Here is a 23,401-nt window from a genome sequence, read left to right on the forward strand (position 1 = left end):
AATGTCTCCAGATTGCTTCGAATGACGCGGAAGCCGCCTCAAAGCCCGCGCACCCGCGGGTCGCGCACCGGCCCGGTCAGCGCCGTTACCGCCCAGACCAGCGCGTCGAGCCGGTCCGGCGAGCGCCCGCCGCTTAAGCCGTCCGGGCCGAAATCGGCCATCTCGTCTTCCAGTTCGGGAAACCGCCCCGCATGGCGCACCCGGCCCTGCTCGTAGAGCGCCGCCACCGGCTCGGCCCGCAGCCATTTGCCCCGCGACGCCCGCACGGCGCGAAACGGCACGCTCGGCGCGCAGGCGCGGATCACCGCCTCCACCATGTCGCCGCCCTGGTTCACCTCGGCGACGATCCGGTCCGCCTCCAGCCGCTCGAACAGCGCCACCGCGGCGCCCGCCCATTGATGCGGCTTCGCCCCGCGCCGGCTCGCATCGGCCAGCACATAGATCGTGCCGTCCGCCGCATGGCCTGCCGCGACGATGCCGCAGGCGTCCGAGCGCGTCGTCGCCGTCGCCGGCGGGTCCACCGCCACCACCACCCGCCGCAGCTCCGGCGCGGTGCGCACCCGCGCCCTGTCGATCGCCGCCACGTCGAACAGCGCGTCCTCGCGCGCCTCCAGAATCAGCCCTTCCAGCTCCTGCCGGCCGAGCCGCGACCCGCCATAGCGGGCCTCCATCGCCGCCAGGAATCCCGGCGCCAGATTCGCCGCGTTCTCCGCCGTGCGCATGTGGGTCGTCGCCGTCCCGGCATCCGCCATCAACTGCTTCAGAAGCGGGATCGGCCGCGGCGTCGTGGTGAACAGCGCCCGTGGCCGCACGCCCAGGCGCAGACCGAACTGCAGATTGTCGAAACAGGCTTCGCCATGCACCCATTTGGCGAATTCGTCGCCCCAGGCCGCGTCGAACTGGTAGCCGCGCAGCGCGTCCGGGTCCTCCGACGAGAACACATGCGCGATCGCCCCGTTCGGAAACACCAGCCGCCGCCGGCTCACCTCATAGACCGGCCGCCCCTCCACCGAGGCCGCCACGATCCCGCTTTCGCCGGCGATCATCACCTCGCGCGCATCTCCCAGGGTTTCGGCGATCAGCGCGATCCGGCCATGCGGGCGCGCGGCGATCGGCGGTGCCCCCGCCGCCATCGCCCGCACCCATTCGGCCCCGGCCCGGGTCTTGCCCGAGCCGCGCCCGCCGATCAGCAGCCATTGCCGCCAGTGGCCGGGCGGCGGCAATTGCGAGCGCCGCGCCAGCCGCAGCCAGTGCGGCGACGCGCTCGCCAGCACCGGTCCAGGATACTCGCCCGACAGCTCGGCCACTTCCGCCTGATATTCCGCCTCCGACAAGAGCGGCAGCCCCGCGTCGTCCGCTGCCGCAGCGGCTCCGACCTCCGATCCGTTTCCACAGCCGCCCGCAACGGCAGCGCCGCCATCGCCGGCCGCCGCCTTGCTCCCAGCGACCCTAGACGCCGCACCCACGCCCCGTGCCAAACCCGCACGGCCCGACCCGCCATCGGCGCCTTCATCGTCGCCGCCGCCCTGCCCCGTCGCGCCAACCCGCCGCCCGCCGGTCATGCGCCATCCGTCGCCGCGGAAGGCCCCGCCGGCCCGTCATCCACCGGCCGCGGATCGCCTGCATAGGCGCCGTCGGCATCGAACAAGGTCGCCCCCTCGCGCCGCCGCGCATCGAGGCTGCGCAGCCGCGACAGAAACTCTTCGCGCAGCCGGGCCGTCTCCGCCGCGTCCGCGTCGCCGCCCTCCACCGCCAGCCGTTCCAGCCGCTTCAGTTCCAGGAGCTTTTCCAGCGTGCGTGCCGCCTGGCCGATGCTCTCCACCCGCTCCTTGGCGCTCGCCCGACGCGGCGCCTGCGCGGCCTCACCGCCAGCCTTCGCCGGCGCCCGCCGCTTCGCCCCGTTGGCGGTCGCTGCCCTGGGCGCATTGGCCCGCGCCGCGCCGGCCGCCCGCGATAAAGGAATATTGTCCGAGAACTCGGCCTGCAGCGTCTCGACCTCGCGGCGCAGCAGCACGAACAGTCGCTCCGACAACAGCTCCGCCATGCCGCGCCTGCCCCCGAACCCGCCGCCGGCGACACCGGCCAACAAAAAGGGCGCCGGGGTCAAACCCCGCCGCCCGCAATTTCTCGACTGTAGCTGAACCCTACCCGACCACCGTCACGCCGTCAAGGACTTTTTTCCTAGCTACAAGACCGCTTGGTTCATGTGCCTTCGCATTCGCGAGGCTATGAAGGATGGCTCGTTCGAGACCACGCCGAAGGGCGGCGTGGGAGAGGAGGTCGGTTTTCCATCCGCCCATCCGACTACAGCGTCGCAATTTTCGCGAGTCCTTTTCACTGCAGTCCTCCGCGAAGCCTGCTCGCCTTCCTTATCCTCCCTCCCGCCCTTAGACTGGAAGGCGTATTAACCAAGCGCTCCATAATGCGCGTGGTTTCATCCATCTCTTTGTCTTTGGGGTCCCCGCCATGGAAGTCATCTCCGGTCTGGAAAATTTCATGAAAACGCGGATGCAGGCATTCGACTCCCACGCCCATGAAATCGGTCGTCTATGCGTCGCTTGGAGCGCCCTTGAGATGGACATTACCATCTTGCTTGCAAGACTAGCGGACTTCTCGGACCCCAACACGAAGACAATCATGCTTAGCCAGCTGGACATGCGATCCAAAATTCAGGCTCTGCGGACACTTGGCTTCGCTAAGAAGATATCTCACGATTGGTTCACTGAGCTTGAAGACACGATAAACGAGATCGACAATGAGATAAGAACCGAGAGGAACCGGCTTATTCATGATTTCTGGACGACAATCCCCGTCAAGGATGCACAAGAGATACACCTCCTGCGCATAAACCCTAAGCTAGAAAAACCACAGTCGAGAACTAGAGCTTTGACTTTGTCAGACCTGAAACCTGTGAAATCCGAAGACATCGCCAACTTATGCGCGAAAACAATCAACGCGTCGGTAAAAATTTCTACAATCGACTATCACTACGCTGAATCCTTGCCGACTCCATCGCCTTATAGACATCTATAGTTAGCTTGCGCCGGAATCCCTCTCCGCGTTGTTCAGCGAAATCAGAGTTCCAGCAGCGGCCACCATCTCAAGGGTAACCTCGATCTCCGCTTCCGTCTCTGCCGGCCTGTCGCGGATCACCCATAGGAATATTTCAATTTTATCACGTATATAATTAGGTCTTTTTCCCTAGTTCTTTCATGCCCCCCCTAAGCGGCATCATCCATCGGGTTCTCGCCCGGCCAGGCCGCCAGATGGTCCTCGTAATCCTCCAGCGCCATGCCGGCCTCGCTGACCGTGCGGCCGCGCACCGAGACGCCGGCCTGGTGCACCGTGTCGGGATCGCCCGAGACCAGGTGGTGCCACCAGTAGAGATCGCTCCCCTCGGCCACCAGCCGGTAGGCGCAGCTCGGCGGCAGCCAGCCGATCGAGCGCACCGTCGCCACGTCCAGCGACACGCAGTCGGGCACCGTCGCCTGCCGGTTGTCGTAGTCGCGGCAGCGGCAGCTCTCGCCGTCCAAGAGCTGGCAACCGACATTGGTCCAGGCGATCTCGCCCGTGTCCCAATCCTCCAGCTTGTTGAGACAGCAGCGCCCGCAGCCGTCGCAGAGCGACTCCCACTCGTGGGGGGTCATCTCCTCGAGGCTCTTGGCCTGCCAGAAGGGCTTGTTGCCGGAATCACGCATGGTTGAAATGTCTGCACTTCCTCGCGACTTTTTCATGATCTCGACGTATAGGGTACAAGCACTTCCTGATGAAGGGACGTCGCGTCGCGGCCGCAGATGCGTCGCGGGCGCGGGGTCCGGCCGAGAGTGACAGGTTGACCTTGGACGAAACTCCCGAAAAACGCCGGCGGCGCAGGCAGCCCTCGCGACTGATCGAGATCGACGCCTGGATCGACTCCAGCCTGTGGCGCTCCTTCCATGCCTTCGCGGCGTGGTGGGAAGGCGTCACCGTGTTCTCCCGCAAGTTCCGCGTGCGCGGCTTCAACCGCTTCCTGTTCGAGGTCATGGGCGAAGGCCTGACCCTTGGTCTTGCCGGCTTCGTGCTGCTTCTGGCGCTGGCCCAGCCGGCGATGAAGGTCACGGCGAAGGGCCTGCCCCAGGAAACCGACTATTCCGTCCAGTTCCTCGACCGCCATGGCGACGAGATCGGCCGCCGCGGCGTGCTGCGCGCGGCCGCCGTGCCCATCGACGAGATGCCGGATTCCTTCATCAAGGCGGTACTGGCCACCGAGGACCGGCGCTTCTTCGAGCATTGGGGCATCGACTTCTTCGGCCTCGCCCGCGCCATGTCCGAGAACGCCCGCGCCGGCGGCGTCGTCCAGGGCGGCTCCACCCTCACCCAGCAGCTCGCCAAGAACCTGTTCCTGTCCAACGAGCGGACCATCGATCGCAAGATCAAGGAAGCCTTCATCTCGCTCTGGCTGGAGTCGAATCTGACCAAGCGCGAGATCCTCGCCATGTATCTCGACCGCGCTTATATGGGCGGCGGCACCTTCGGCGCGGCCGCCGCGGCGGAATTCTACTTCGACAAGAACATCCGCGACGTCTCCATGGCCGAGTCGGCCATGCTGGCCGGCCTGTTCAAGGCCCCGGCCCGCTATGCGCCGCACATCAACCTGCCGGCGGCGCGCGCCCGCGCCAACGAGGTCCTGACCAACATGGTCCAGGCCAATTTCGTCACCGAGGGCCAGGTCGTCGCCTCCCGCCGCCAGCCGGCCGTTGCCGTCGACCGCTCCTCCACCCAGTCGCCGGACTATTTCCTCGACTTCGCCTTCGAGGAGGTGCAGCGCCTCGCCCGCGAGGCGGGCCTCAAGCAGCGCAGCTTTCTCGCCCGCACCACCATCGACATGCGGCTGCAGCAGCTCGCCGATGAATCGGTCGAGTATCATCTGCGCCAGTTCGGCACGAATTACGACGTCGAGCAGGGCGCCATGGTCGTCATCGGCGAGGATGGCGGCGTGCGTGCCATCGTCGGCGGCCGCGACTACGGCGTCTCCCAGTTCAACCGCGCCACCAATGCGCTGCGCCAGCCGGGCTCCTCATTCAAGGTCTTCGTCTATGCCGCCGCCATGCAGGCCGGCATGACTCCGTCCGACACCATCGTCGACAGCCCGATCACCATCGGCCGCTGGTCGCCGCAGAATTACGGCCGCTCCTTCTCCGGCCGCGTCACCCTGGCCAATGCGCTGGCCCGTTCCCTCAACGTGCCCGCCGTCAAGCTCAGCCAGAAGGTCGGCATGGACAATGTCACGGCGCTGGCCAGCGAGATGGGCGTCGAATCCCCGCTGCGCGGCGACAAGACCATGGCGCTGGGCACCAGCGAGGTCACCGTCCTCGACCAGGCGACCGCCTATGGCGTCTTCGTCAATGGCGGCATGGATTCCCATCGCCACGCCATCATGCAGCTGATGGACGCCTCCGGTCAGACGATCTGGGATGCCCGCCGCGACATGCCGTCGCGTAAGCGCATCCTCACCGAGGACGCGACCAAATCCATGAACGAGATGCTCGTCGCGGTCTCCGAACGCGGCACCGCCCGCCGCTCCCAGCTCTCCATGACCCGCGTCGCCGGCAAGACCGGCACCACCCAGAGCTACCGCGACGGTTGGTTCGTCGGCTACACCGGCAATTTCACCGCTGCCGTCTGGTACGGCAATGACAGCTTCCGCCCGACCCGCAACCTCACCGGCGGCTCGCTCCCGGCCATGACCTGGCAGCGCTTCATGGAGACGGCCCACAAGAACATCGAGCTGAAGCCGATCCCGTTCATCGACGATCCCTTCCCGGCCGAAAAGCGCGAGGTCGCCACCAGCGATGGCGAGGCGCCGCCGCCCGAGGGGCCGCAGATGCTGTCGCGCGCCGCCCAGGCGGTTCTCGACGATATCGTCGAGCGGCTCGAGGCCCTGCCGCCGCTCGAACCCGAACAGCTCGCCGCCGCCAGCGCGTCCGGCGCCCCCGCCGCCACGCAGCGCTAGACCGCCATCGGCCTCCCCGGATCTGACCGCCCATGCGTCTTGCGCTTCTCGTCCTCATTGCCCTGTCGATCGCCCTCGGCCTCGGCGGCTGGTCCGCCGACTGGGCGCTGCAACGCTCGACCGAGATCGGCACCGTGTCGGTCGGCCCGTGGCAGGCCAATCCCTTTGCCGGCGCGCCCGACGCCGATCCCTATTCCAAAGCCCGCCTCGCCCGCCTCGGCAATCTGACGCTGGGCATCGGCGAAGGCATCCTCTTCACCGCCGACCAGGACGGCGCCGGCAACGCGCTGCGCCGCCAGTGCAATTACCGCCTTGCCGGCCAGACCCCGCCGGCCCGCATCTGGACGCTGGTGCCCTTCACCCCGGAAGGCCGGCTCATCGCGCCGGCGGCCGGGCGCAATGGCTGGCTCACCTCCAACAGCCTGATGCGCGAGGAAGACAATTCCTTCGCCATCGCCCTTGGTCCCTCGGCCCGCTCGGGCAACTGGCTGGCGACCTCCGGCACCGGCCCCTTCACCCTCGCTTTGGCGCTCTACGACACGCCGGCCAGCGCCTCCACCGGCGTCGACAGCCTCGCTTTGCCCAGCATCACCCTCGAGACCTGCTATGATCGCTAGGCTGCTTTACGCCATCGTCGTCGGCCTCATCGGCGCCGCGCTCGTCCATATCGTGGTGATCTTCGCCATGCCGCATCTGGCCGAGAACAATGCCTGGGGCCGCTTCGCCCGGCTCGGACCGCTCAACGAGACCGTCCGCGTCGAGGCGCTGCGCAGCGCCGGGCCCGACACTATCGCCCCGACGCCCGGCTCCGATCGCCACGACTTCGCCTTCGTCGATCCGGCCTTCGTCAATGCCAGCTGCCGCTTCTCGCTGGCCGACGGCCCGGTGCGGATGATCGCCAGCTACGGCCCCACCACCTTCTGGTCGGCCTCGATCTACGATCGCAACGGCGACAATCTCTACAGCATCAACGACCGCTCCGCCGTCGATGGCATCTTCGACCTTCTCGTCGGCACCCGCGAACAGATCGTCGATGCCAATGCCGATATCGACAGCGGCGACGACACCACCATCCCGGTCGAGGTCGATCTCAGCGAAGGCTACATGACCATCCGCGTGCTGGTGGACGAGGAGAGCAAGCGTCCCGCCGTCGAGGAGTTCATCGGTTCGCTGGCCTGCCGCCCGCTCGGTCCGGTCACCGCCAATCAGCCCGCCGCCAGCCGCGACGGCTGATCGCCGTCCCCCTCACCCGGCAACACCGCATCCGGCGGCCGGCCGCCCGGCTCTGCCCGCTCGCCCAGCCACAGTGTTCGACCGACGCCGAACCGCTGGCGATCAGGCCTGCCGCTTCATCACGACGGCGCCCTTGCCGGCCCGTTCCGGAATCGCTTCCCGGCGCACGCAGGGCAGGAGAATGATCTCCGCCGTCGTGCGGCCGCCCGGCGCGACCGGCCGTGTCCGCTGATATCTGTCCGACTTGCTGTTCAGGCTCACAATGACTGCCATGGTACGATTCCTCGTCCAATGGAGCACGGCAACATCCAGTATCTGGCGCTGTCGACCCAGGGGCTGACCATCGCGCATCGACCATGATCCGGATGGTCCTGATACCGGCGCATTCGTCATTCGCGCCGTCCGCAGGGCAGCAGACCCTACGACAGTTAACAGCTTGCTAATGTTTCTTAGCTAATCCTTCCTCCCGGCGAAACCAAAGGTCAACCATACGGGAGCCCCATGAAGGACGTCCTGCCGCGCATCTACCGCTCCCTCGAAAAGGACATCCGGCGCGGCGGATTCGACACCATCGTGACGGCCGCGACGATGAGCTTCCTGACCCAGCGCGCGCCCGGCAAACGGCAGCTGCGCGAGTTCGGCGATCTGGTCGCCTCGGCCTGGCCGCAGCTCGGCGCCGACACCCAGCGCACGCTCGCTCAGTCCCTCGCCTTCGCGCCCAACCTGCCCGTCGGCATCGTCGATCGCATCTGCAGCGCCCCGCTCGAGATCGCGGCACCGTTCCTGCGCACGAGCCCATGCCTCGAGAGCCGGCATCTGGAGGCGCTGGCCCAGCGCCCGGACGCTGCCCTTCACGCCATTCTCGCCGAGCGCGAGGCCGCCGATGCGGTCCCCGCCGCAGCGGCCCCGACCGCAATTCCCGCCGCTGTGGCGAAGCCGGCGACCGCGCCCGTCGCGGCCCAGTCCTCCGCCCCCACCCCCGTCCGCCAGGATGCCGCCGCGGCCGCCCGTGCCGAGCTGTTTCGGCTGGCCCGCCCCGGCCGTGCACCGGCGACACCGGCAGCGCCCAAGGCAGCCGAAGCACCGCTGGCAACCTCGATCTCCGGCCTCGTCGCCGACGCCCGCGCCGGACGCATCGAACGCTTCTATGCCGGTCTCGGTCGCATGCTGTCCCTCGACGCCGCGACCATCGCGACGATCGCCGACGACGCCAGCGGCGAATGGCTTGGTCGTGCCTTGAAGGTGCTGCGGGCCGGCCCAACCGATGCCCTCACCGCGATCATGCTGGTCAAGCCCCGCATCGGGGCGGATGTCGCGGCCTTCGAGGCGATGAAGACGATCTATCGCGGGCTGGATGCCGATGACTGCCGGTCCCGCCTCGGCCTCGCAAGGGCCCGCATCATGGTCGACGCGCCAGCGTTGCAGCCGCAATCGGCCGATCTGGTGATCCGTCCGGTCGCCGGTGTGCCGCGACGCAGCTTCGGCCGCCGCACCCTGCCGCCGGCCGTCGAACGCTCCATCGGCAAGCGCTGAGGCCGATCGGCCGCCGCATCTATTCCGCGGCGAGGTCGATGAAGGCTTCGGGGTCGCGGGTCTCGATCTCCACCACCCAGAAATCCGGGTCGAAGCGGGCTTCGCGGGCCAGCCGCGCTTCCAGCGCCGCCTCGTCCGCCGCCGGTTCGAGAACGAAGCGGCGCTCGCCGCTCTCCTCGCTCAGGCTCTGGGGTGCCGGCCCGTACAGCTGAAACGCCCCGCCCGGCTGCCGCGCCACGATGAAGATCGCGCCGGCCTGATCGGCGCCGCGGCGTGCGACCACGGCGAAGTCGCCGGCCGAAAACAGCCGGCGCACGAGCTGCGCGACATGGAGTTCGCTGGTTATCCGCATCGGCGCGCGCGACCGCTCACTGGATCGCGCCGATCTCGATCAGCCGCTCCAGGATCCGCGGGTCCGGCGCACCGGTCACTTCCAGCCCTTCCAGCGCCTCGAAGGTGCGGATCGCCTCGCGGGTGCGCTCGCCGGGAATGCCGTCGGCCGAGAGTTCGGCGACCTGCGCCGAGGTCAGCCCGGCCTGGATCCGGCGCACCAGTTCGCTGTCGCTGAGCTTGCCGATCTCGGCCTGCAGGGCGTCGTCGGGCGCGTCGGTGGAATTGTCGGGCACGTTCTGCGGAATGCCCCGCATCCGCTCCTCGATGCTGGCGATGGCGTTCGGCCGCGGCGACGGGTTCGGCGCCTGCGCCGTCACCTGCCGGATCTGCGACAGCAGCAGCGGCGTCGCCGCCCCATCCGTCGTCAGGCCGTGGCGGCTCTGGAAGGTGCGAATCGCGGTATCCGTCGCCGGGCCCGGGCGGCCGTCCACTGGCGCTTCGTAGATCCCCGCCTCGGCCAGTGCCGTCTGCACCTCGCGCACCAGCGGCACCGGCATCAGCGCCGGGTTGTTGCCGGCCACGCGCGTGCCGCCGCCCTCGCCCGGCTCGCGCGTCGCCAGGAACGGGCTCGGATGCGGTCCCGGCTGGTGCATGGCGTTGATGGCCACGCCGCCGAACAGGATGGCGAACCCGGTCAGGCCCGCCGACAGCGCCGGACGGCGTGCGAGTGCACGCGCCACGCCCGCCGCGCCGCGACGGGTCAGGGCGAGAAGCGTCGTGCCCATGTTAGGCCGAGCGGCGCGCTTCGAGGGTCTGCGGGGGGAGATTCGTTTGGGTGCGGGCATCGCTCAGAGCTACGACATTTTCCTTGAGGTTTGGTGTGGATTCGGCGCCTTCGACATAGACCGCCGGCAGGCGGACCGTCACCATGGTGCCGACGCCCGGCTGGCTGCGGATCGTCATGTCGCCGCCGTGCAGTTCGGCCAGTCCCTTGACCAGCGACAGGCCGAGGCCGGTGCCCTGGTAGCGCCGCGTGGTGCCGGACGAGACCTGCACGAAGGGCCGGCCCAGGCGCTCGATGTCGCTTTCGGCGATGCCGATGCCGGTGTCGCTGACCGAGAATTCGACCATCGGGCCGACCCGCCGGCTTTCCAGCGTCACCACGCCGACCTCGGTGAATTTCAGCGCGTTGGACAGGAGGTTCAGGAGGATCTGGTGGCAGGCCCGCCGGTCGGCGGTGATCTCCTCGTCGCGGCAGCCGGGCCGCACGTCGAGGCGCAGATCCTTGCGCCGCGCTTCCTCGCGCACGACGTCCACCGCCAGGTCCATCGCCTCGCCCAGCCCGAAGGCTTCCGGCACCAGCTCGTAGCGGCCGGCCTCGATCTTGGACACGTCGAGCAGGCTGTTGACCACCGACAGGAGGTGCTGGCCCGACTGGCGGATCAGCCCGACATATTCCTTCTGGCGATCGCTCTCGAAGCCTCCGAAGAATTCCTGGTCGAGAATGTCCGAGAAGCCGATGATCGCGTTGAGCGGCGTGCGCAATTCGTGACTGACCGCCGCCAGGAACTGACTCTTGGCCGCCGACGATTGATTGGCCGCGTCGAGGGCCGTCTGCAGGTCCGCCGATTCGCCTGCCGCATGCGCCGCGACCGCGACGGCCACATGCACGGCACCGGTCTCGGCGCAGCCGCGAAGACGCAGGCTTGCCGGATGATAGGTCCCGTCGCCGCGGCGCAAGCGCGCTGCCGCAATGACGACCTGCGCGGTACGCCGCGCATCCGCCAGCGCCTGCAGGAACACCACGCGATCGCCGACATGGACGAGATCGACGAGGCTGCGACCGGTCACGGCGTCGCGCTCCTGCCCGATGCCGGCCAGCGCGGCGGGCGACACCGCGGTCACCATGCCGCGGGCGTCAAGCGAGATCAGCGCCGCCTCCAGGAGTGCGGCCGCGTCGTCGATCGACGGACCGGCGACGGCCGCATCCGAGGTCGTGGCCGTGGCTGTGATGGAGCCGGTCGAACGCCGGGCCAGCCGGAGGACGAGCGTCGCGCCATAGCACAGGATCAGGGTCGCCGAGGCGGGGTCGAGACCGGCGGTGAAGACCGGCGGGCCGACGGCGAGCAGGCAGGCGGCAAAGACCAGGGTCGACCCGGCCAGCGCCGCGGCCAGTCCGCGGCGGCCGGCAATCAGCAATTCGGCCGGCAGGATCGCCAGCAGGATCAGCCAGGCGGCCGAGGAGGATTGCGCGAACAGCGCGCCCCAGCCGATCAGGCCGGCAACGAGCGTGCCGCCCAGCCAGGTGGCATGGTCGATGGCGCCGGTGGAGGACAGATAGGCCGCGGCCGCCAGCGCCATGCCGGCGACGATCAGCGGCGCCGCCACGGCAAGGATGCCGGACTGGAGCAGTGCCAGGATGGGAGATGCAATCGCGGCGAGCAGACCGGCGCCGATCAGGCCGCCGATCGCCAGCGCCTGCACCCGGCGCTCACCCGCGTCGCTGACGGAGTTCGGAACGAGAACATCGAGCCGTTCGCCGATGAGAGACAGCGCACCACCGGCCGGTGTTCCTGTCTGTCGCTCGTCCAACGCCTCGGTCATACAAGAACTCGCACTCACATTCAGGCCGCCGGGCATCGAGGACAATTCGAGGTCCGGCAGCGGTCGACCGTGATAATGCGACCGACGGTTTAAGGAAGCCATAAACCACGGCTTTTCCCGTTGGCGTTGCCGTCGGATACCCGGCACAGCGCAGATTCGGACATCGTCCGTCTTCGCTTATGGTTAACGCTTCCTTGCGCCGCCCGATGCCCGTTCCGCCGGCCATCCGACCCGAAGCGGCGGTGGAAAACGGACAATTTGAATCAACTACGCGTCGCAGTTTCAACGTCCCCTTGGAACGGCCGTGGCATGGTGGCGCTTATCGAACGACCGGTCGACCAGGACCGGATGCATGCTCTGCCATTTCGGGGATTGAAATGATCCGCTTCATCATCAGATCGGCCTTCCTGCTCGGCCTCGTCGCGCTGTTCCTGCCCAGCGGCCAGAACGACGGCGACGACGCGGCGGCCGGCATCGATCCCTTCGCCGCCATGATGGGGGCCCAGGCCGCCATCGCCGACATCTGGGGCTTCTGCGACCGGGCCCCCGCCGCCTGCTCGGCCGGTGGCGATCTGGTGCAGTTCGCCGGCGACCGGATCGGCGACGGCTTCGCCCTCGCCTATCGCACGATCCAGGGTCAGGCCGACGAGCCGGCGACCACCGACATCGCCGCCGTAAAGGCGACCGCGCCGCAGCACCCCGTTCCGGCCAGCGCGATCCCTGCAAGCAGCCGCCAGGACGACATCGTCACCGGCGCCGTGGCGCAGGTCCTGGAACTCGCTCGTCCCGCAACGCCCGGACGCACCGCAAAGCCGGCCGCCAGCACCACTTTCGCCATGCCGGCGCTGGAGGAGACCCGGACGGTTGCCAGCCAGCCGCGTCCCGACGCCGCTGTGCCCGCCGCCACGACGCCGGCCCGCCTGCCCATCCCGCAGCCCGCGCCGCGCGCCTGACACCTTCCACCGAGATCGCATCCCCGCCCGGGCCTGACATCGTCGTCTGCTGACCTTATATCGCGATCAGAGCGGTCCCACGGCCGTATCGGGCCAGACCGGAGGCGGAATGCAGACGATCGAAGACATCACGGCGGATTTCGAATATCTCGACGACTGGGAAGACCGGTACCGTTACCTGATCGAGCTCGGCCGCGCCCTGCCGCCGATGCCCGAAGGCTCCCAGACCGAGGAGAGCAAGGTCCGCGGCTGCGCCAGCCAGGTCTGGCTGGTCAGTGAATCCGACACGGCCAATCCTCCGCACCTGACCTTCCTGGGGGATTCCGACGCCCATATCGTCCGCGGTCTCGTCGCCGTGGCGCTCGCTTTGTTTTCCGGCAAGACCGCGCCGGAGATCCTCGAGGCAGACGCCGAGGCGACCTTCCTGCGCCTTGGCCTCAAGGATCACCTCAGCCCGCAGCGCTCCAACGGCCTGCGCTCCATGGTCGCGCGGATCAAGGACGACGCCCGCCAGGCCCTCGCCGCCGCCTGAGGCGTCTGCCGTCGCGGACGGCACCCTGCTGCGGCCGCGCTGCCGGCTTCGGCCTCGCATGCGTCAGCCTTCCGCCGGCTGATCGCCCTCACCTCGCGCCCCGCCGATCGTCGGTCGCGAATCGGCGGTCCCCCACCGGCGGATATGCCCCTCGCGATGACCTGCCGGCCGATCCAGCCCGTAATGCCGCGCCAGAACGCCGAGCCCGGCCTTCAGCAGCAGCTTGGCGGAGCGAACCGGCCATTGCCGCTCCCGCTCAATCGTCTCCAGCCCCTTCAGGAAACAGCAGAAGTCGAGCAGGACGCCGGAGAGTTCCGGCCCGACCGCCCCGATCGCCGCGTCCACACGCCGCCGGGCGTCGATCGCCGAGTCCGAAACGTCCCCGGCGCCGCGGCTGCCCTGCCCGCGCGGCTGCGCGTCCCAGCGCTGGCTGATGCCGGGCATCAGCTGGCCCCGGGTGAAATGGCCGCGCAACCGCTCGCCGGCCTCCACCTCCTCCGCCGTCAGAAATGCCGCGCCATCCCGGCCCCTGCGCCTGGCGAGGCGCGCGAGCGGCGATTCGTCGTCGTTGAACCCCGCCCTCACGCTTCATCTCCGCGTCCGCCGCCACGCGCGAGTGCCGCCCGGATCGCCGTGCCCAGCCGCTCCAGCCGTTCGATCACCGCGTCGAATTCGGCATCGTCCCGCCGATCCTCGATCCGCCGCACCGCATAGGCGATCGTCGTGCGGTCGCGGCCGAACGGCCCGGCCATGCCGGTCAGCGGAATCTGGAAGACCACATGGGCGAGATACATCGCCACATGGCGCGCTTCGCAGATCGGCGCGATGGCCCGGGTCGGCCGGTCGATGTCGCAGACCGGCACGTCGAGAAAGGTGCTGGCGATCTCCCGCGCCAGGCGGCATCCGAGCCGCGTGTCGATCGGCGGAACGCCGTGGCGGGCGGGCGGCACGTCGGTTGACGCTGTCGCCGCCGGGACGCCCGGCAGGCCGTCCCTGTCCGACGAAATGTCTCCGCTTCTGGCCGGGATCTGATCCTGCATCGCTGCCTCCACTGTTTCGGGATCTCCCCCGTTCTTAGGCCAGATACGGTCGATTGTGGAAATTATTCCTATTTCATGAGACGCGATTCGGATCGACGGATTGAGCATTCAGGCCAAAACTTTGGCATTGAAGTGAAATCGTACAGGAATTTTTTCCCCGCCATCGCCCATGCGGGCCAGGCTCATGCGGACATCCGAGGAGGACATCCGCATGCCCCCATCCTTCGACCGCCCAGCGTCGCAGATCCGGCTCGAGGCCGCCGCCCGCAGCTATGTCGCGGCGCGCCGGCGAGTCGCCGCGGACGGCTCCGCCCGGCATCAGCTCGCGGCGTTGCTGCGGCCTTTCGCGGCCCCGTCGGCCACGCTCGACGCGGCCGTCGCGGCCGACGATCCGAGCCTCATTCCGGAAGGGCAGCGACAGGAGATGCTGTCGCATCTGGCCGCCGAGCTTCGCCATCTGGCGCGTCTGGCGCGGCGCGGCGACCGCGCCTACGACATCAACCGCCATCTCAAGGCAAAGCGTCTGGCGCGCTGGCTCGGCGGCGCCGAGCGCTGGCTTCGCAGTCCCGCCGCGCCCGGTTCCGGGCGCGCGGCGAACGCCCGGTTTCGCCGCGCCGGCCGGTGTCGATCAATGCCCTAGAGGAAGGCCCCGACAGACAAAAACCCAACGTTCGCAACACAGATCGCACCGATACTAAGCCTCGCGTAGTATAGCTTGACACCCTTCCGATGGCTGGCCACAACATCGGTCCTGTTCTTGATCGGGTGACTCACCGGGCATCGGCCCTGGGGCCCGATCGAAAGCGAACGATCTGGGAGGATCACCGAATATGCAGAGTTTCACGCGCCTGCTGCTGGCCGGCACCGCCGCGGCCGCCGTCCTCGTACCGGCGACCGTCAGCGCACAGGAAGTGTCCAACGACGTCGTCAAGGTCGGCATTCTCAACGACCAGTCGGGCGTCTACGCCGATTTCGGCGGCAAATGGTCGGTCGAGGCCGCCAAGATGGCGATCGAGGATTTCGGCGGCACGGTTCTCGGCAAGCCGATCGAGATGGTCTCCGCCGACCACCAGAACAAGGCTGACATCGCCTCCAACATCGCCCGCGAATGGTACGACGTCGACAATGTCGACGCGATCATGGAGCTGACCACCTCGTCGGTCGCCCTGGCGGTCCAGGGCCTGTCCCGCGAGAAAGAGAAGATCACCATCACCACCGGCGCGGCGACCACCGAGCTGACCGGCGGCCAGTGCAGCCCCTACGGCTTCCACTGGGCCTACGATACCCACGCTTTGGCGGTCGGCACCGGCGGCGCGCTGGTCAAGGCCGGCGGCGACACCTGGTTCTTCCTCACCGCCGACTACGCCTTCGGCTATTCCCTCGAGGAGCAGACCGGCAACTTCGTCAAGGAGAATGGCGGCGAAGTCCTTGGCGCGGTCCGCCATCCGCTCGGCACCACCGACTTCTCCTCCTTCCTGCTCCAGGCACAGAGCTCGGGCGCCAAGGTCATCGGCCTTGCCAATGCCGGCCTCGACACCGCCAGCGCCATCAAGGGCGCCGCTGAGTTCGGCATCGTCCAGGCCGGCCAGCAGCTCGCCGGCCTGCTCTTCACCATCGCCGAAGTCCACGGCCTCGGCCTCCAGGCCGCACAGGGCCTGAACCTCACCGAGGGCTGGTACTGGGATCAGAGCGACGAGAACCGCGAGTTCGCCAAGCGCTTCATGGAGCGCACCCAGCGCATGCCGAACATGATCCAGGTCGGCACCTACTCGGCCGTCACCCAGTATCTGAAGGCCGTCGAGGCGGCTGGCACCGATGCCACCGACGCCGTCGCCGAGAAGATGCACGAGCTGCCGGTCGAGGACGTCTTCGCCAAGAGCGGCACCGTTCAGGAGAACGGTCGCATGGTCTACGACATGTACCTTTTCCAGGTGAAGGCGCCGGACGACTCCACCCAGCCGTGGGATTACTACAACGAGATCTCCACCGTGCCGGGTAACGAGGCCTTCCTCTCGGTCGAGGATTCGGGCTGCGACGTCGCCAGCTTCGCCAAGTAGGACGCACACGGGAACGGGGGCGGCGCCGCGGGCGTCCGCCCCCGTTCCGCTTTCTGGCCGGCTGCCCGATTCCAGGACAAGTGCCTGAAGTTTCGGCTTGCAGTCATGGGGTTTGGCCGATCCAATGCAGTTGCGCGACAGCCGTCACGGGGAGGTGACGACCGCGCTCCAAGGGAGGAATCGATTTGATGACCATGAAGACCAGCCTCGTCGCCCTGTGCGCTGCCGGCGTCGCGGCCACCGCTGCCCTTCCCGCCGCGGCCCAGGAGATTTCCGACGACGTCGTGAAGATCGGCATCCTGAACGACCGCTCCGGCGTCTATGCCGACACGGCGGGCGAAGGCTCCGTCGTCGGTGCCCGCCTCGCGGTCGAGGATTTCGGCGGCACGGTTCTCGGCAAGCCGATCGAGATCGTCTCGGCCGACCACCAGAACAAGGCCGACATCGGCTCCAACATCGCCCGCGAGTGGTACGACACCCAGAATGTCGACGCGATCATGGACCTCACCACGTCCTCCGTGGCCCTCGCGGTCCAGGGCCTGTCGCGTGAGAAGAAGAAGATCACCATGACCACCGGTGGCGGCTCGACCGAGATCGCCGGCGGCCAGTGCAGCCCCTACGGCTTCCACTGGGCCTACAACACCCGCGCTTTGTCCCAAGGCACGGCCGGCTCGCTGGTCAAGAACGGCGACGACAGCTGGTACTTCGTCACCGCCGACTACACCTTCGGCGATTCGCTCCAGGGCGAGGCCACCAAGGTGATCGAGGCCAATGGCGGCGAAGTGCTCGGCGCCGTGCGCCATCCGCTCGCCACCACCGACTATTCCTCCTTCATGCTGCAGGCTCAAAGCTCCGGCGCCAAGGTCGTCGGCTTCGCCAATGCCGGCCTCGACACGGCGAACGCCGTCAAGGCCGCCACCGAGTTCGGCCTCGTCCAGTCCGGCCAGAAGCTCGCCGCGCTGCTCTTCACCCTGGCCGAGGTCAACGGTCTCGGCGTCGAGGCGGCCCAGGGCCTGAACCTCACCGAGGGCTGGTACTGGGACCAGAGCGACGAGAACCGCGAATTCGCCGACCGCTACATGAAGGCTTTCGGCAAGATGCCGAACATGATCCATGTCGGCACCTATTCCGCGGTCCTGCAGTATCTGAAGGCCATCGAGGCCGCCGGCACCGACGAGACCGAGGCGGTCGCCGCCAAGCTGCACGAGATGCCGGTCGAGGATCTCTTCGCCAAGAACGGCAAGGTCCTGGAGAACGGGCGCATGGTCTATGACATGTTCCTGTTCGAGGTGAAGACGCCCGAGGAATCCACCGGCCCCTGGGACCTCTACAAGGAGGTCGCCACCGTTCCCGGCGACGAGGCCTACGGCACCGTCGAGGAAAGCGGCTGCGACGTCTCGTCCTTCCCCAAGGGCTGATCTGACAGCGGACGCCGGCCGCCCATGCGGGCCGGCGTCCATCCCGGCAATGCGTTTTAACGCCGACAGGAGTACCCCGCGCCGATGAGCGTATCCCCGCAAGAGGCGATTCTGTCCGCCCGCGGCCTGACCAAGGAATTCTTTGGCTTTACCGCCGTCAATTCCGTCGATCTCGACGTGCGCGAAAACACCATCCACGCGCTCATCGGTCCCAACGGGGCCGGCAAGACGACGGTCTTCAACCTTCTCACCAAGTTCCTGACACCGACATCGGGCACCATCACCTTCCGCGGCAAGGACATCACCAGGGTCAAGCCGGCCGATGTCGCCCGGCTCGGATTGGTGCGCTCGTTCCAGATCTCCGCGGTGTTCCCGCATCTGACGGTGCTGGACAATGTCCGCGTCGCGCTGCAGCGCAAGGCGCATCTCGGCACGCAGTTCTGGCGCTCCAACCGGGTGCTGCACACGCTCGACGACCGTGCCCACGAGCTGATCGACGCGGTCGGCCTCGCCGAATACGCCAACCTGGATGCCGCCGAGCTCTCCTATGGCCGCAAGCGCGCCCTCGAGATCGCCACCACCCTCGCCCTCGACCCGCCGGTGCTGCTCTTCGACGAGCCCATGGCCGGCATGGGCATCGAGGACATCGGTCGCATCTCGGCCCTGATCAAGCGCATCGCCAAGGACCGCACCGTGGTGATGGTCGAACACAACCTCAACGTCGTGGCGGATCTCTGCGACTACGTCACCGTCCTGGCGCGCGGCGAGATTCTCGCCGAAGGCGACTACGAGACGGTGAGTTCCGATCCGCGCGTGCGTGAAGCCTATATGGGAAGCGAAGATGATTGAGGCCCCGGGCCGCCCGCAGGGCCCTGCCCTTCTCGAGGTGCGCGATCTGCACGGATGGTACGGCGAAAGCCACGTCCTGCACGGCGTCTCGCTGGATCTGCACGAAGGCGAGACGATCACCCTGGTCGGCCGCAACGGCGCCGGCAAGACGACGACGCTGCGCGCCATCATGAACCTTCTGCCGCGGCGCGAGGGATCGATCCGCATCGCCGGCGCCGACATGATGAAGGTGCCGGTCCACCGCACCGCCTATTCGGGCATCGGCTACGTGCCGGAAGAGCGCGGCATCTTCGCCACGCTGACGGTCTCCGAAAACCTCATGCTGCCGCCCACCGTGGCGCCCGGCGGCATGAGCATCGAGGAAATCTACGACCTCTTCCCCAACCTTGCCGAACGCCGCAACTCGCCGGGCACCAAGCTGTCCGGCGGCGAGCAGCAGATGCTGGCCATCGCCCGCATCCTGCGCACCGGCGTCAAGATCATCCTTCTCGACGAGCCCACCGAAGGGCTCGCCCCCGTCATCATCCAGCGCATCGGCGACGTGCTGATGGAGCTCAAGAAGAAGGGCATGACGCTGCTTCTCGTGGAACAGAACTTCCGCTTTGCCCGCAAGGTCGCGGACCGCTTCTTCCTGATGGAGGACGGTCACATCCTGGAGAGCTTCCCGACCTCCGAACTCGATGCCCGGATGGACCGGCTGCACGAAGTGGTGGGAGTGTAAAGCGCCATGACCATGATCTTCGGCATTCCGCTCCCGGCGCTGCTCGGCCAGCTGCTGATCGGCTTCATCAACGGCTCGTTCTACGCGCTTCTGAGCCTCGGCCTCGCGGTCATCTTCGGCCTCCTCCGGGTCATCAACTTCGCCCATGGCGCCCAGTACATGCTCGGCGCCTTCACCGCCTATCTGGTGCTGGCCTATACCGGCCTCGGCTTCTGGCCGGCGCTGATCGTCGCCCCGCTCATCGTCGCCATGCTCTCGGCGGTGATCGAGCGCACCATGCTGTCGCGGCTCTACGACCTCGACCATCTCTACGGCCTGCTCTTCACCTTCGGCCTGGCGCTGATCATCGAGGGCACCTTCCGCTATTATTTCGGCGCGGCGGGCAATCCCTATCCGACACCGGCGCTCCTGGCCGGCGGCACCAATCTCGGCTTCATGTTCATGCCGAACTATCGCGGCTTCGTCGTCGTCGCCTCGCTGGTCATCTGCATCTCCACCTGGCTGCTGATCGAGAAGACCCGGCTCGGCGCCTATCTGCGGGCGGCGACCGAGAACCCGCAGCTCGTCCAGGCCTTCGGCGTCAACGTGCCGCTGCTCCTCACCCTGACCTATGCGCTCGGCGCCGGTCTCGCCGGCCTCGCCGGCGTCCTGGCCGCGCCGATCTACCAGGTCAGCCCGCTGATGGGCTCCAACCTCATCATCATCGTCTTCGCCGTCGTGGTGATCGGCGGCATGGGCTCGATCCTCGGCGCCATCATCTCCGGCTACATGCTGGGCATCCTCGAGGGGCTCACCAAGGTGTTCTATCCCGAAGCCTCGAACATCGTCGTCTTCGTCATCATGGCGATCGTGCTCATGATCCGGCCCGCCGGCCTGTTCGGGAAGGAGGCGTGACATGACCAGCCTGGATCACACCAGCGAAGTCCGCACCGAGGGAACCGACGGCGCCGCCGTCACTCCCGACCGCAAGCCCGGCCAGCGCGACCTGTCGACCATCGGCTTCGTCCTCGCCGGCATCGCCGTCGTCGGCCTGCTCGTCGCGCCGTTCTATGTCTATCCGGTCTTCATCATGAGCGTGCTCTGCTTCGCGCTCTTCGCCATCGCCTTCAACCTCTTGCTCGGCTATGTCGGGCTCCTGTCCTTCGGCCATGCCGCCTTCTTCGGCGGCGCGGCCTATTTCACCGCCCACGCCGCCAAGGTCTGGGGCTGGGAGCCGCTCTCGGCGATCCTGCTGGGTGCCGGCGGCGCCGGCCTGATCGGTCTTCTGGTCGGCTATCTCGCCATCCGCCGCCAGGGCATCTATTTCGCCATGGTCACGCTGGCCCTGTCGCAGATGATCTTCTTCATCTTCCTGCAGGCGCCCTTCACCCATGGCGAGGACGGCATCCAGGGCGTGCCGCGCGGCTATCTGCTGGGCATCGTCAATCTCAACGACCCGCTCAACATCTACTATTTCGTTCTGGCGATCTTCCTGTTCGGCTTCTTCGCCGTCTGGCGCATCGTCCACTCGCCCTTCGGCCATGTGCTGAAGGCGATCCGCGAGAACGAGAACCGCACCATCTCGCTGGGCTACCGGGTCGAGCGCTACAAGCTCGGCGCCTTCGTCATGTCGGCGGCCATTGCCGGTCTCGCCGGCTCGACCAAGGCCATCGTCTTCCAGATCGCGACGCTCACCGACGTGGCCTGGCAGATGTCCGGCGAGGTCGTGCTGATGACCCTCCTCGGCGGCATGGGCACGATCTTCGGACCGGCGATCGGCGCCGCGCTCGTCGTCACCATGCAGCACTATTTCGCGTCGATGGATTTCCCGGTCACTGTCATGATCGGCATCATCTTCGTCCTCTGCGTGCTGCTTTTCCGCCGCGGCATCGTCGGCGAGGCCATCCGCCTCATCCGCCGATAAGAACAATACCCAGCGGGGCCGGCCACTGCGCCGCCCCGCTGGCGTGACCGCCATATCCAGCATCATCCCCCGGCTGCCAGCACGCGCAGAACGCTGCCCGCCGGAACCAGCGCCAGTGCCTCGCCGCTCAGGGCCGCGCCGGCCCGGCCTCAGTCGAGAAACACCCGCGAGCGCGCCGCGGCGCCCATCGCATCCACCACCGAGATATCGACAAAGCCCGGCTCCAACGGCTGCCACCGCGCCTGTCGCTGCAGCGCGTCGCGGGCCACCGGCCGGCCGTCCACATACCAGGTGAAGGGCGGCTGGCCGTTGCGCACCTTCAGGAACAGCTCGCTCCCGGCGCCCGAGACAAGCCCCAGTTCCACCTTCGCCGCATCCGGCGGAAATACGATCTCCGGCTTCAGCCCGCTCTGGGCGAGATCAGCGGCCCGGCCGACCCGGCGCATCGGCGGCGGCAGGCCGCCGCCGGCCGAGGCGAGGATGCCCGGCGGCGGACCGGCGAGCCGCGTCACCGGCCCGATCCGCGCAAACACGTCGCGCATCACCGGCACGGCGGAATCCTGGCCGACGAGCCCCGCCACCGGCGCCCCGTCGGGCCGTCCCAGCCAGACGCCCACGACGTGCCGCCCGTCATAGCCGATCGTCCAGGCGTCGCGGTAGCCATAGGAGGTGCCGGTCTTGAAGGCGATGTCGCCGGGCGAGCCCTTGGTGGTGGTCGAGGCGCCGGCGAGGATCGAGGTCACGTACCACGCCGCCTGCGGCGACAGGATGCGCTTGCCCATCACCGGCTCGCCGCTGCGCTCCACATGCAGCGGCATGGCGACGCCACCATTGGCGAGCCCGCCATAGATCCGCACCAGATCTTCCAGCGTCAGCCCCAGCCCGCCGAGACCGATGGCGAGCCCCGGCAGCGTCCGGTCGCCGAGCTCCGGCGCGGCGCCCGCCCGCCGCATGCGATAGACCAGCCGCGACGGCCCGACCGCGCCGAGCAGTTCCACCGCCGGCAGGTTGCGCGACAGTTGCAGCGCCCGCCGCGCCGTGATCACGCCTTCGAACTCCCGGTCGAAATTCTGCGGCGTGTAGCCGGCGAAGCCACCGGGTGAATCATCGACGAGGCTTTCGGGATGGGCGATGCCGCGCTCGAAGGCGAGGCCGTAGATCAGCGGCTTCAGCGTCGAGCCCGGCGAGCGCGTCGCCCGGGTCAGATCGACGAAGCCCTGGCGCTCGCGGTCGAAGAGGTCCGGCGAGCCGACCTGCGCCAGCACTTCCCCGGTCGCCGCATCCGCCACCAAGAAGGCAAGGCTCACCGGCTTCGTCAGGCCTTGCGCCTTCTGGCGCGCATAATCCTCCAGCCGCGTCTGCAGGGCCTTGTCGATGGTCAGGTCGATCCGCGCAGCCTCGGGCTTTGCCTGGTGCAGCCGGACCGAGGCATGGGCGGCCAGCATCGGCAGCGCCCGTCGGCCGGTCGGCATCGCCTCGCGCATGGCGCGCCCCGCCTCGCGGTCGCTGATCAGCCCCAGCGTCGCCATCCGCGCGATCACCCTGTCCCGTGCCGCCCGGGCACGGTCGGGATAGCGGTCCGGCCGATAGCGTTCGGGCGATTGCGGCAGCGCCACCAGCAGCGCGGCTTCCGCCGCCGTCAGCCGCTTCGGCTCCTTGCCAAAGAAGCTGAGCGCCGCTGCCCGCACGCCCTCCAGATTGCCGCCATAGGGGGCGAGCTGCAGATAGAGCGACAGGATTTCGGCCTTGGTCCGGCTGCGCTCCAGGGCGAGCGCGACGAGGATCTGCTCGGCCTTGGCGGCAAGACTTCCCGTCGGCAGGCGGCCCAAAAGCCGCGCCACCTGCATGGTCAGCGTCGAGCCGCCCGACACGATCCGCCGCTCGGCCAGCGACTGCCACGCCGCCCGCACAAAGGCGACCGGATCGACGCCGCCATGCTCGGCAAAGCGCTTATCCTCCCAGGCGACCAGCATCTCCAGATAGCGCGGATCGACGTCGCCGGCCCCGGCGGCCAGCCGCCAGCGCCCGTCACCATTGGCAAAGGCGCGCAGCAGCGCCCCGTCGCGGTCGCGCACCTCGACCCCGGTCGCCGGGGTCTCGATGGCGGCGATGCGCGCCGTCACCGCCCGCTCGAAGGCCGAATAGCCGGCGCCCAGCACAGCGATGGCCAGCAGAAGGCCGAGCAGCCCCAGTTGCGCCAGACGGCGCCGCGCCGACATCAGCTCAACTCCCC

At 68.1% G+C, this 23,401-nt stretch carries 24 protein-coding genes; 14 read left to right on the top strand and 10 right to left on the bottom strand.

Going from position 1 to position 23,401, the window contains the following annotated elements; all coding sequences use genetic code 11:
• Window positions 1-38: 38 nt before the first annotated feature.
• Both ACEQX1_RS07490 and ACEQX1_RS07495 read right to left on the bottom strand, forming a co-directional pair.
• Window positions 39-1,274: a DNA-packaging protein gene (locus ACEQX1_RS07490; RefSeq protein ID WP_370195492.1), complete on the bottom strand. Its 1,236-nt coding sequence runs from the start codon at window positions 1,272-1,274 to the stop codon at window positions 39-41.
• 284 nt (window positions 1,275-1,558) lie between these two features.
• Window positions 1,559-2,044 (bottom strand): hypothetical protein, encoded by a 486-nt coding sequence (locus tag ACEQX1_RS07495; RefSeq protein ID WP_230789937.1) that lies wholly within the window; start codon window positions 2,042-2,044, stop codon window positions 1,559-1,561.
• Between the two features lie 422 nt (window positions 2,045-2,466).
• Here ACEQX1_RS07495 and ACEQX1_RS07500 point away from each other — a divergent pair, with 422 nt between their 5' ends.
• A complete protein-coding gene (locus ACEQX1_RS07500) occupies window positions 2,467-3,033 on the top strand; it encodes a hypothetical protein (protein ID WP_370195490.1) in 567 nt (188 codons plus the stop codon).
• A 188-nt stretch (window positions 3,034-3,221) separates the two neighbouring features.
• Here the strand turns inward: ACEQX1_RS07500 and ACEQX1_RS07505 are convergent, their stop codons facing one another.
• The gene (locus ACEQX1_RS07505) at window positions 3,222-3,698 is read right to left on the bottom strand and encodes a YcgN family cysteine cluster protein (RefSeq protein ID WP_024348740.1); all 477 of its coding nucleotides are present in this window, start codon (window positions 3,696-3,698) and stop codon (window positions 3,222-3,224) included.
• A 140-nt stretch (window positions 3,699-3,838) separates the two neighbouring features.
• Between ACEQX1_RS07505 and ACEQX1_RS07510 the strand changes: the two genes are divergently transcribed.
• From ACEQX1_RS07510 to ACEQX1_RS07520, 3 genes are read left to right on the top strand one after another with little or no spacing between them, the layout of a single operon-like run.
• Window positions 3,839-5,992: a transglycosylase domain-containing protein gene (locus tag ACEQX1_RS07510; protein WP_370196674.1), complete on the top strand. Its 2,154-nt coding sequence runs from the start codon at window positions 3,839-3,841 to the stop codon at window positions 5,990-5,992.
• A 32-nt stretch (window positions 5,993-6,024) separates the two neighbouring features.
• Window positions 6,025-6,609, top strand: a complete 585-nt coding sequence (locus ACEQX1_RS07515) for a DUF1214 domain-containing protein (protein WP_187392183.1) — start codon at window positions 6,025-6,027, stop codon at window positions 6,607-6,609.
• A complete protein-coding gene (locus tag ACEQX1_RS07520) occupies window positions 6,599-7,225 on the top strand; it encodes a DUF1254 domain-containing protein (protein ID WP_370196675.1) in 627 nt (208 codons plus the stop codon). Before ACEQX1_RS07515 ends, ACEQX1_RS07520 begins: the two co-directional genes overlap by 11 nt.
• Before the next feature lie 102 nt (window positions 7,226-7,327).
• On the opposite strand, the gene ACEQX1_RS07525 is transcribed toward ACEQX1_RS07520, so the two are convergent.
• Window positions 7,328-7,498 (bottom strand): hypothetical protein, encoded by a 171-nt coding sequence (locus ACEQX1_RS07525; protein ID WP_370195455.1) that lies wholly within the window; start codon window positions 7,496-7,498, stop codon window positions 7,328-7,330.
• Between the two features lie 228 nt (window positions 7,499-7,726).
• Between ACEQX1_RS07525 and ACEQX1_RS07530 the strand changes: the two genes are divergently transcribed.
• Entirely contained in the window at window positions 7,727-8,758 is a 1,032-nt protein-coding gene (locus ACEQX1_RS07530) for a hypothetical protein (RefSeq protein WP_370195456.1), read from the top strand.
• 19 nt (window positions 8,759-8,777) lie between these two features.
• Here the strand turns inward: ACEQX1_RS07530 and ACEQX1_RS07535 are convergent, their stop codons facing one another.
• The 3 genes from ACEQX1_RS07535 to ACEQX1_RS07545 are packed head-to-tail and all read right to left on the bottom strand — an operon-like array spanning window position 8,778 to window position 11,695.
• Window positions 8,778-9,110, bottom strand: a complete 333-nt coding sequence (locus ACEQX1_RS07535; RefSeq protein WP_370195457.1) for a DUF1491 family protein — start codon at window positions 9,108-9,110, stop codon at window positions 8,778-8,780.
• A gap of 16 nt (window positions 9,111-9,126) precedes the next feature.
• Window positions 9,127-9,876: a peptidoglycan-binding domain-containing protein gene (locus ACEQX1_RS07540; RefSeq protein ID WP_024348746.1), complete on the bottom strand. Its 750-nt coding sequence runs from the start codon at window positions 9,874-9,876 to the stop codon at window positions 9,127-9,129.
• 1 nt (window position 9,877) lies between these two features.
• Window positions 9,878-11,695 (bottom strand): ATP-binding protein, encoded by a 1,818-nt coding sequence (locus tag ACEQX1_RS07545; RefSeq protein WP_370195458.1) that lies wholly within the window; start codon window positions 11,693-11,695, stop codon window positions 9,878-9,880.
• Window positions 11,696-12,072: 377 nt separating this feature from the next.
• On the opposite strand from ACEQX1_RS07545, the gene ACEQX1_RS07550 reads away from it, so the two are divergent.
• Both ACEQX1_RS07550 and ACEQX1_RS07555 read left to right on the top strand, forming a co-directional pair.
• Window positions 12,073-12,648 (top strand): DUF5330 domain-containing protein, encoded by a 576-nt coding sequence (locus ACEQX1_RS07550; RefSeq protein WP_370196676.1) that lies wholly within the window; start codon window positions 12,073-12,075, stop codon window positions 12,646-12,648.
• A 109-nt stretch (window positions 12,649-12,757) separates the two neighbouring features.
• Window positions 12,758-13,180, top strand: coding sequence for a SufE family protein (locus ACEQX1_RS07555; protein WP_009208881.1), 423 nt, complete (start codon window positions 12,758-12,760; stop codon window positions 13,178-13,180).
• Window positions 13,181-13,243: 63 nt separating this feature from the next.
• Here ACEQX1_RS07555 and ACEQX1_RS07560 read toward each other — a convergent pair whose 3' ends face one another.
• Window positions 13,244-13,765, bottom strand: coding sequence for a DUF6456 domain-containing protein (locus ACEQX1_RS07560; RefSeq protein ID WP_370195460.1), 522 nt, complete (start codon window positions 13,763-13,765; stop codon window positions 13,244-13,246).
• Window positions 13,762-14,220 carry a helix-turn-helix domain-containing protein gene (locus ACEQX1_RS07565; protein WP_210310340.1) on the bottom strand — a complete coding sequence of 153 codons (459 nt, stop codon included), beginning with the start codon at window positions 14,218-14,220 and terminating at the stop codon, window positions 13,762-13,764. The genes ACEQX1_RS07560 and ACEQX1_RS07565 overlap by 4 nt, the downstream gene beginning before the upstream one ends.
• A gap of 211 nt (window positions 14,221-14,431) precedes the next feature.
• On the opposite strand from ACEQX1_RS07565, the gene ACEQX1_RS07570 reads away from it, so the two are divergent.
• The 7 genes from ACEQX1_RS07570 to ACEQX1_RS07600 all read left to right on the top strand — a co-directional run bounded on the left by ACEQX1_RS07570 (window position 14,432) and on the right by ACEQX1_RS07600 (window position 21,168).
• Window positions 14,432-14,860, top strand: coding sequence for a hypothetical protein (locus ACEQX1_RS07570; RefSeq protein ID WP_370196677.1), 429 nt, complete (start codon window positions 14,432-14,434; stop codon window positions 14,858-14,860).
• Window positions 14,861-15,050: 190 nt separating this feature from the next.
• Window positions 15,051-16,277: an ABC transporter substrate-binding protein gene (locus ACEQX1_RS07575; RefSeq protein WP_029702526.1), complete on the top strand. Its 1,227-nt coding sequence runs from the start codon at window positions 15,051-15,053 to the stop codon at window positions 16,275-16,277.
• A gap of 194 nt (window positions 16,278-16,471) precedes the next feature.
• Window positions 16,472-17,695 carry an ABC transporter substrate-binding protein gene (locus ACEQX1_RS07580; RefSeq protein WP_187392248.1) on the top strand — a complete coding sequence of 408 codons (1,224 nt, stop codon included), beginning with the start codon at window positions 16,472-16,474 and terminating at the stop codon, window positions 17,693-17,695.
• An 84-nt stretch (window positions 17,696-17,779) separates the two neighbouring features.
• Window positions 17,780-18,544 carry an ABC transporter ATP-binding protein gene (locus ACEQX1_RS07585; protein ID WP_187392173.1) on the top strand — a complete coding sequence of 255 codons (765 nt, stop codon included), beginning with the start codon at window positions 17,780-17,782 and terminating at the stop codon, window positions 18,542-18,544.
• The gene (locus ACEQX1_RS07590) at window positions 18,537-19,265 is read left to right on the top strand and encodes an ABC transporter ATP-binding protein (RefSeq protein WP_370195597.1); all 729 of its coding nucleotides are present in this window, start codon (window positions 18,537-18,539) and stop codon (window positions 19,263-19,265) included. Before ACEQX1_RS07585 ends, ACEQX1_RS07590 begins: the two co-directional genes overlap by 8 nt.
• Before the next feature lie 6 nt (window positions 19,266-19,271).
• A complete protein-coding gene (locus tag ACEQX1_RS07595) occupies window positions 19,272-20,159 on the top strand; it encodes a branched-chain amino acid ABC transporter permease (RefSeq protein WP_009208875.1) in 888 nt (295 codons plus the stop codon).
• Window position 20,160: 1 nt separating this feature from the next.
• Window positions 20,161-21,168, top strand: coding sequence for a branched-chain amino acid ABC transporter permease (locus ACEQX1_RS07600; protein ID WP_370195598.1), 1,008 nt, complete (start codon window positions 20,161-20,163; stop codon window positions 21,166-21,168).
• Between the two features lie 149 nt (window positions 21,169-21,317).
• On the opposite strand, the gene pbpC is transcribed toward ACEQX1_RS07600, so the two are convergent.
• Window positions 21,318-23,387: a penicillin-binding protein 1C gene (gene pbpC / locus ACEQX1_RS07605; RefSeq protein WP_370196678.1), complete on the bottom strand. Its 2,070-nt coding sequence runs from the start codon at window positions 23,385-23,387 to the stop codon at window positions 21,318-21,320.
• Window positions 23,388-23,401: the final 14 nt, after the last annotated feature.

It is taken from the genome of Aurantimonas sp., assembly GCF_964217435.1.
Classification (GTDB): domain Bacteria; phylum Pseudomonadota; class Alphaproteobacteria; order Rhizobiales; family Rhizobiaceae; genus Aurantimonas; species Aurantimonas coralicida.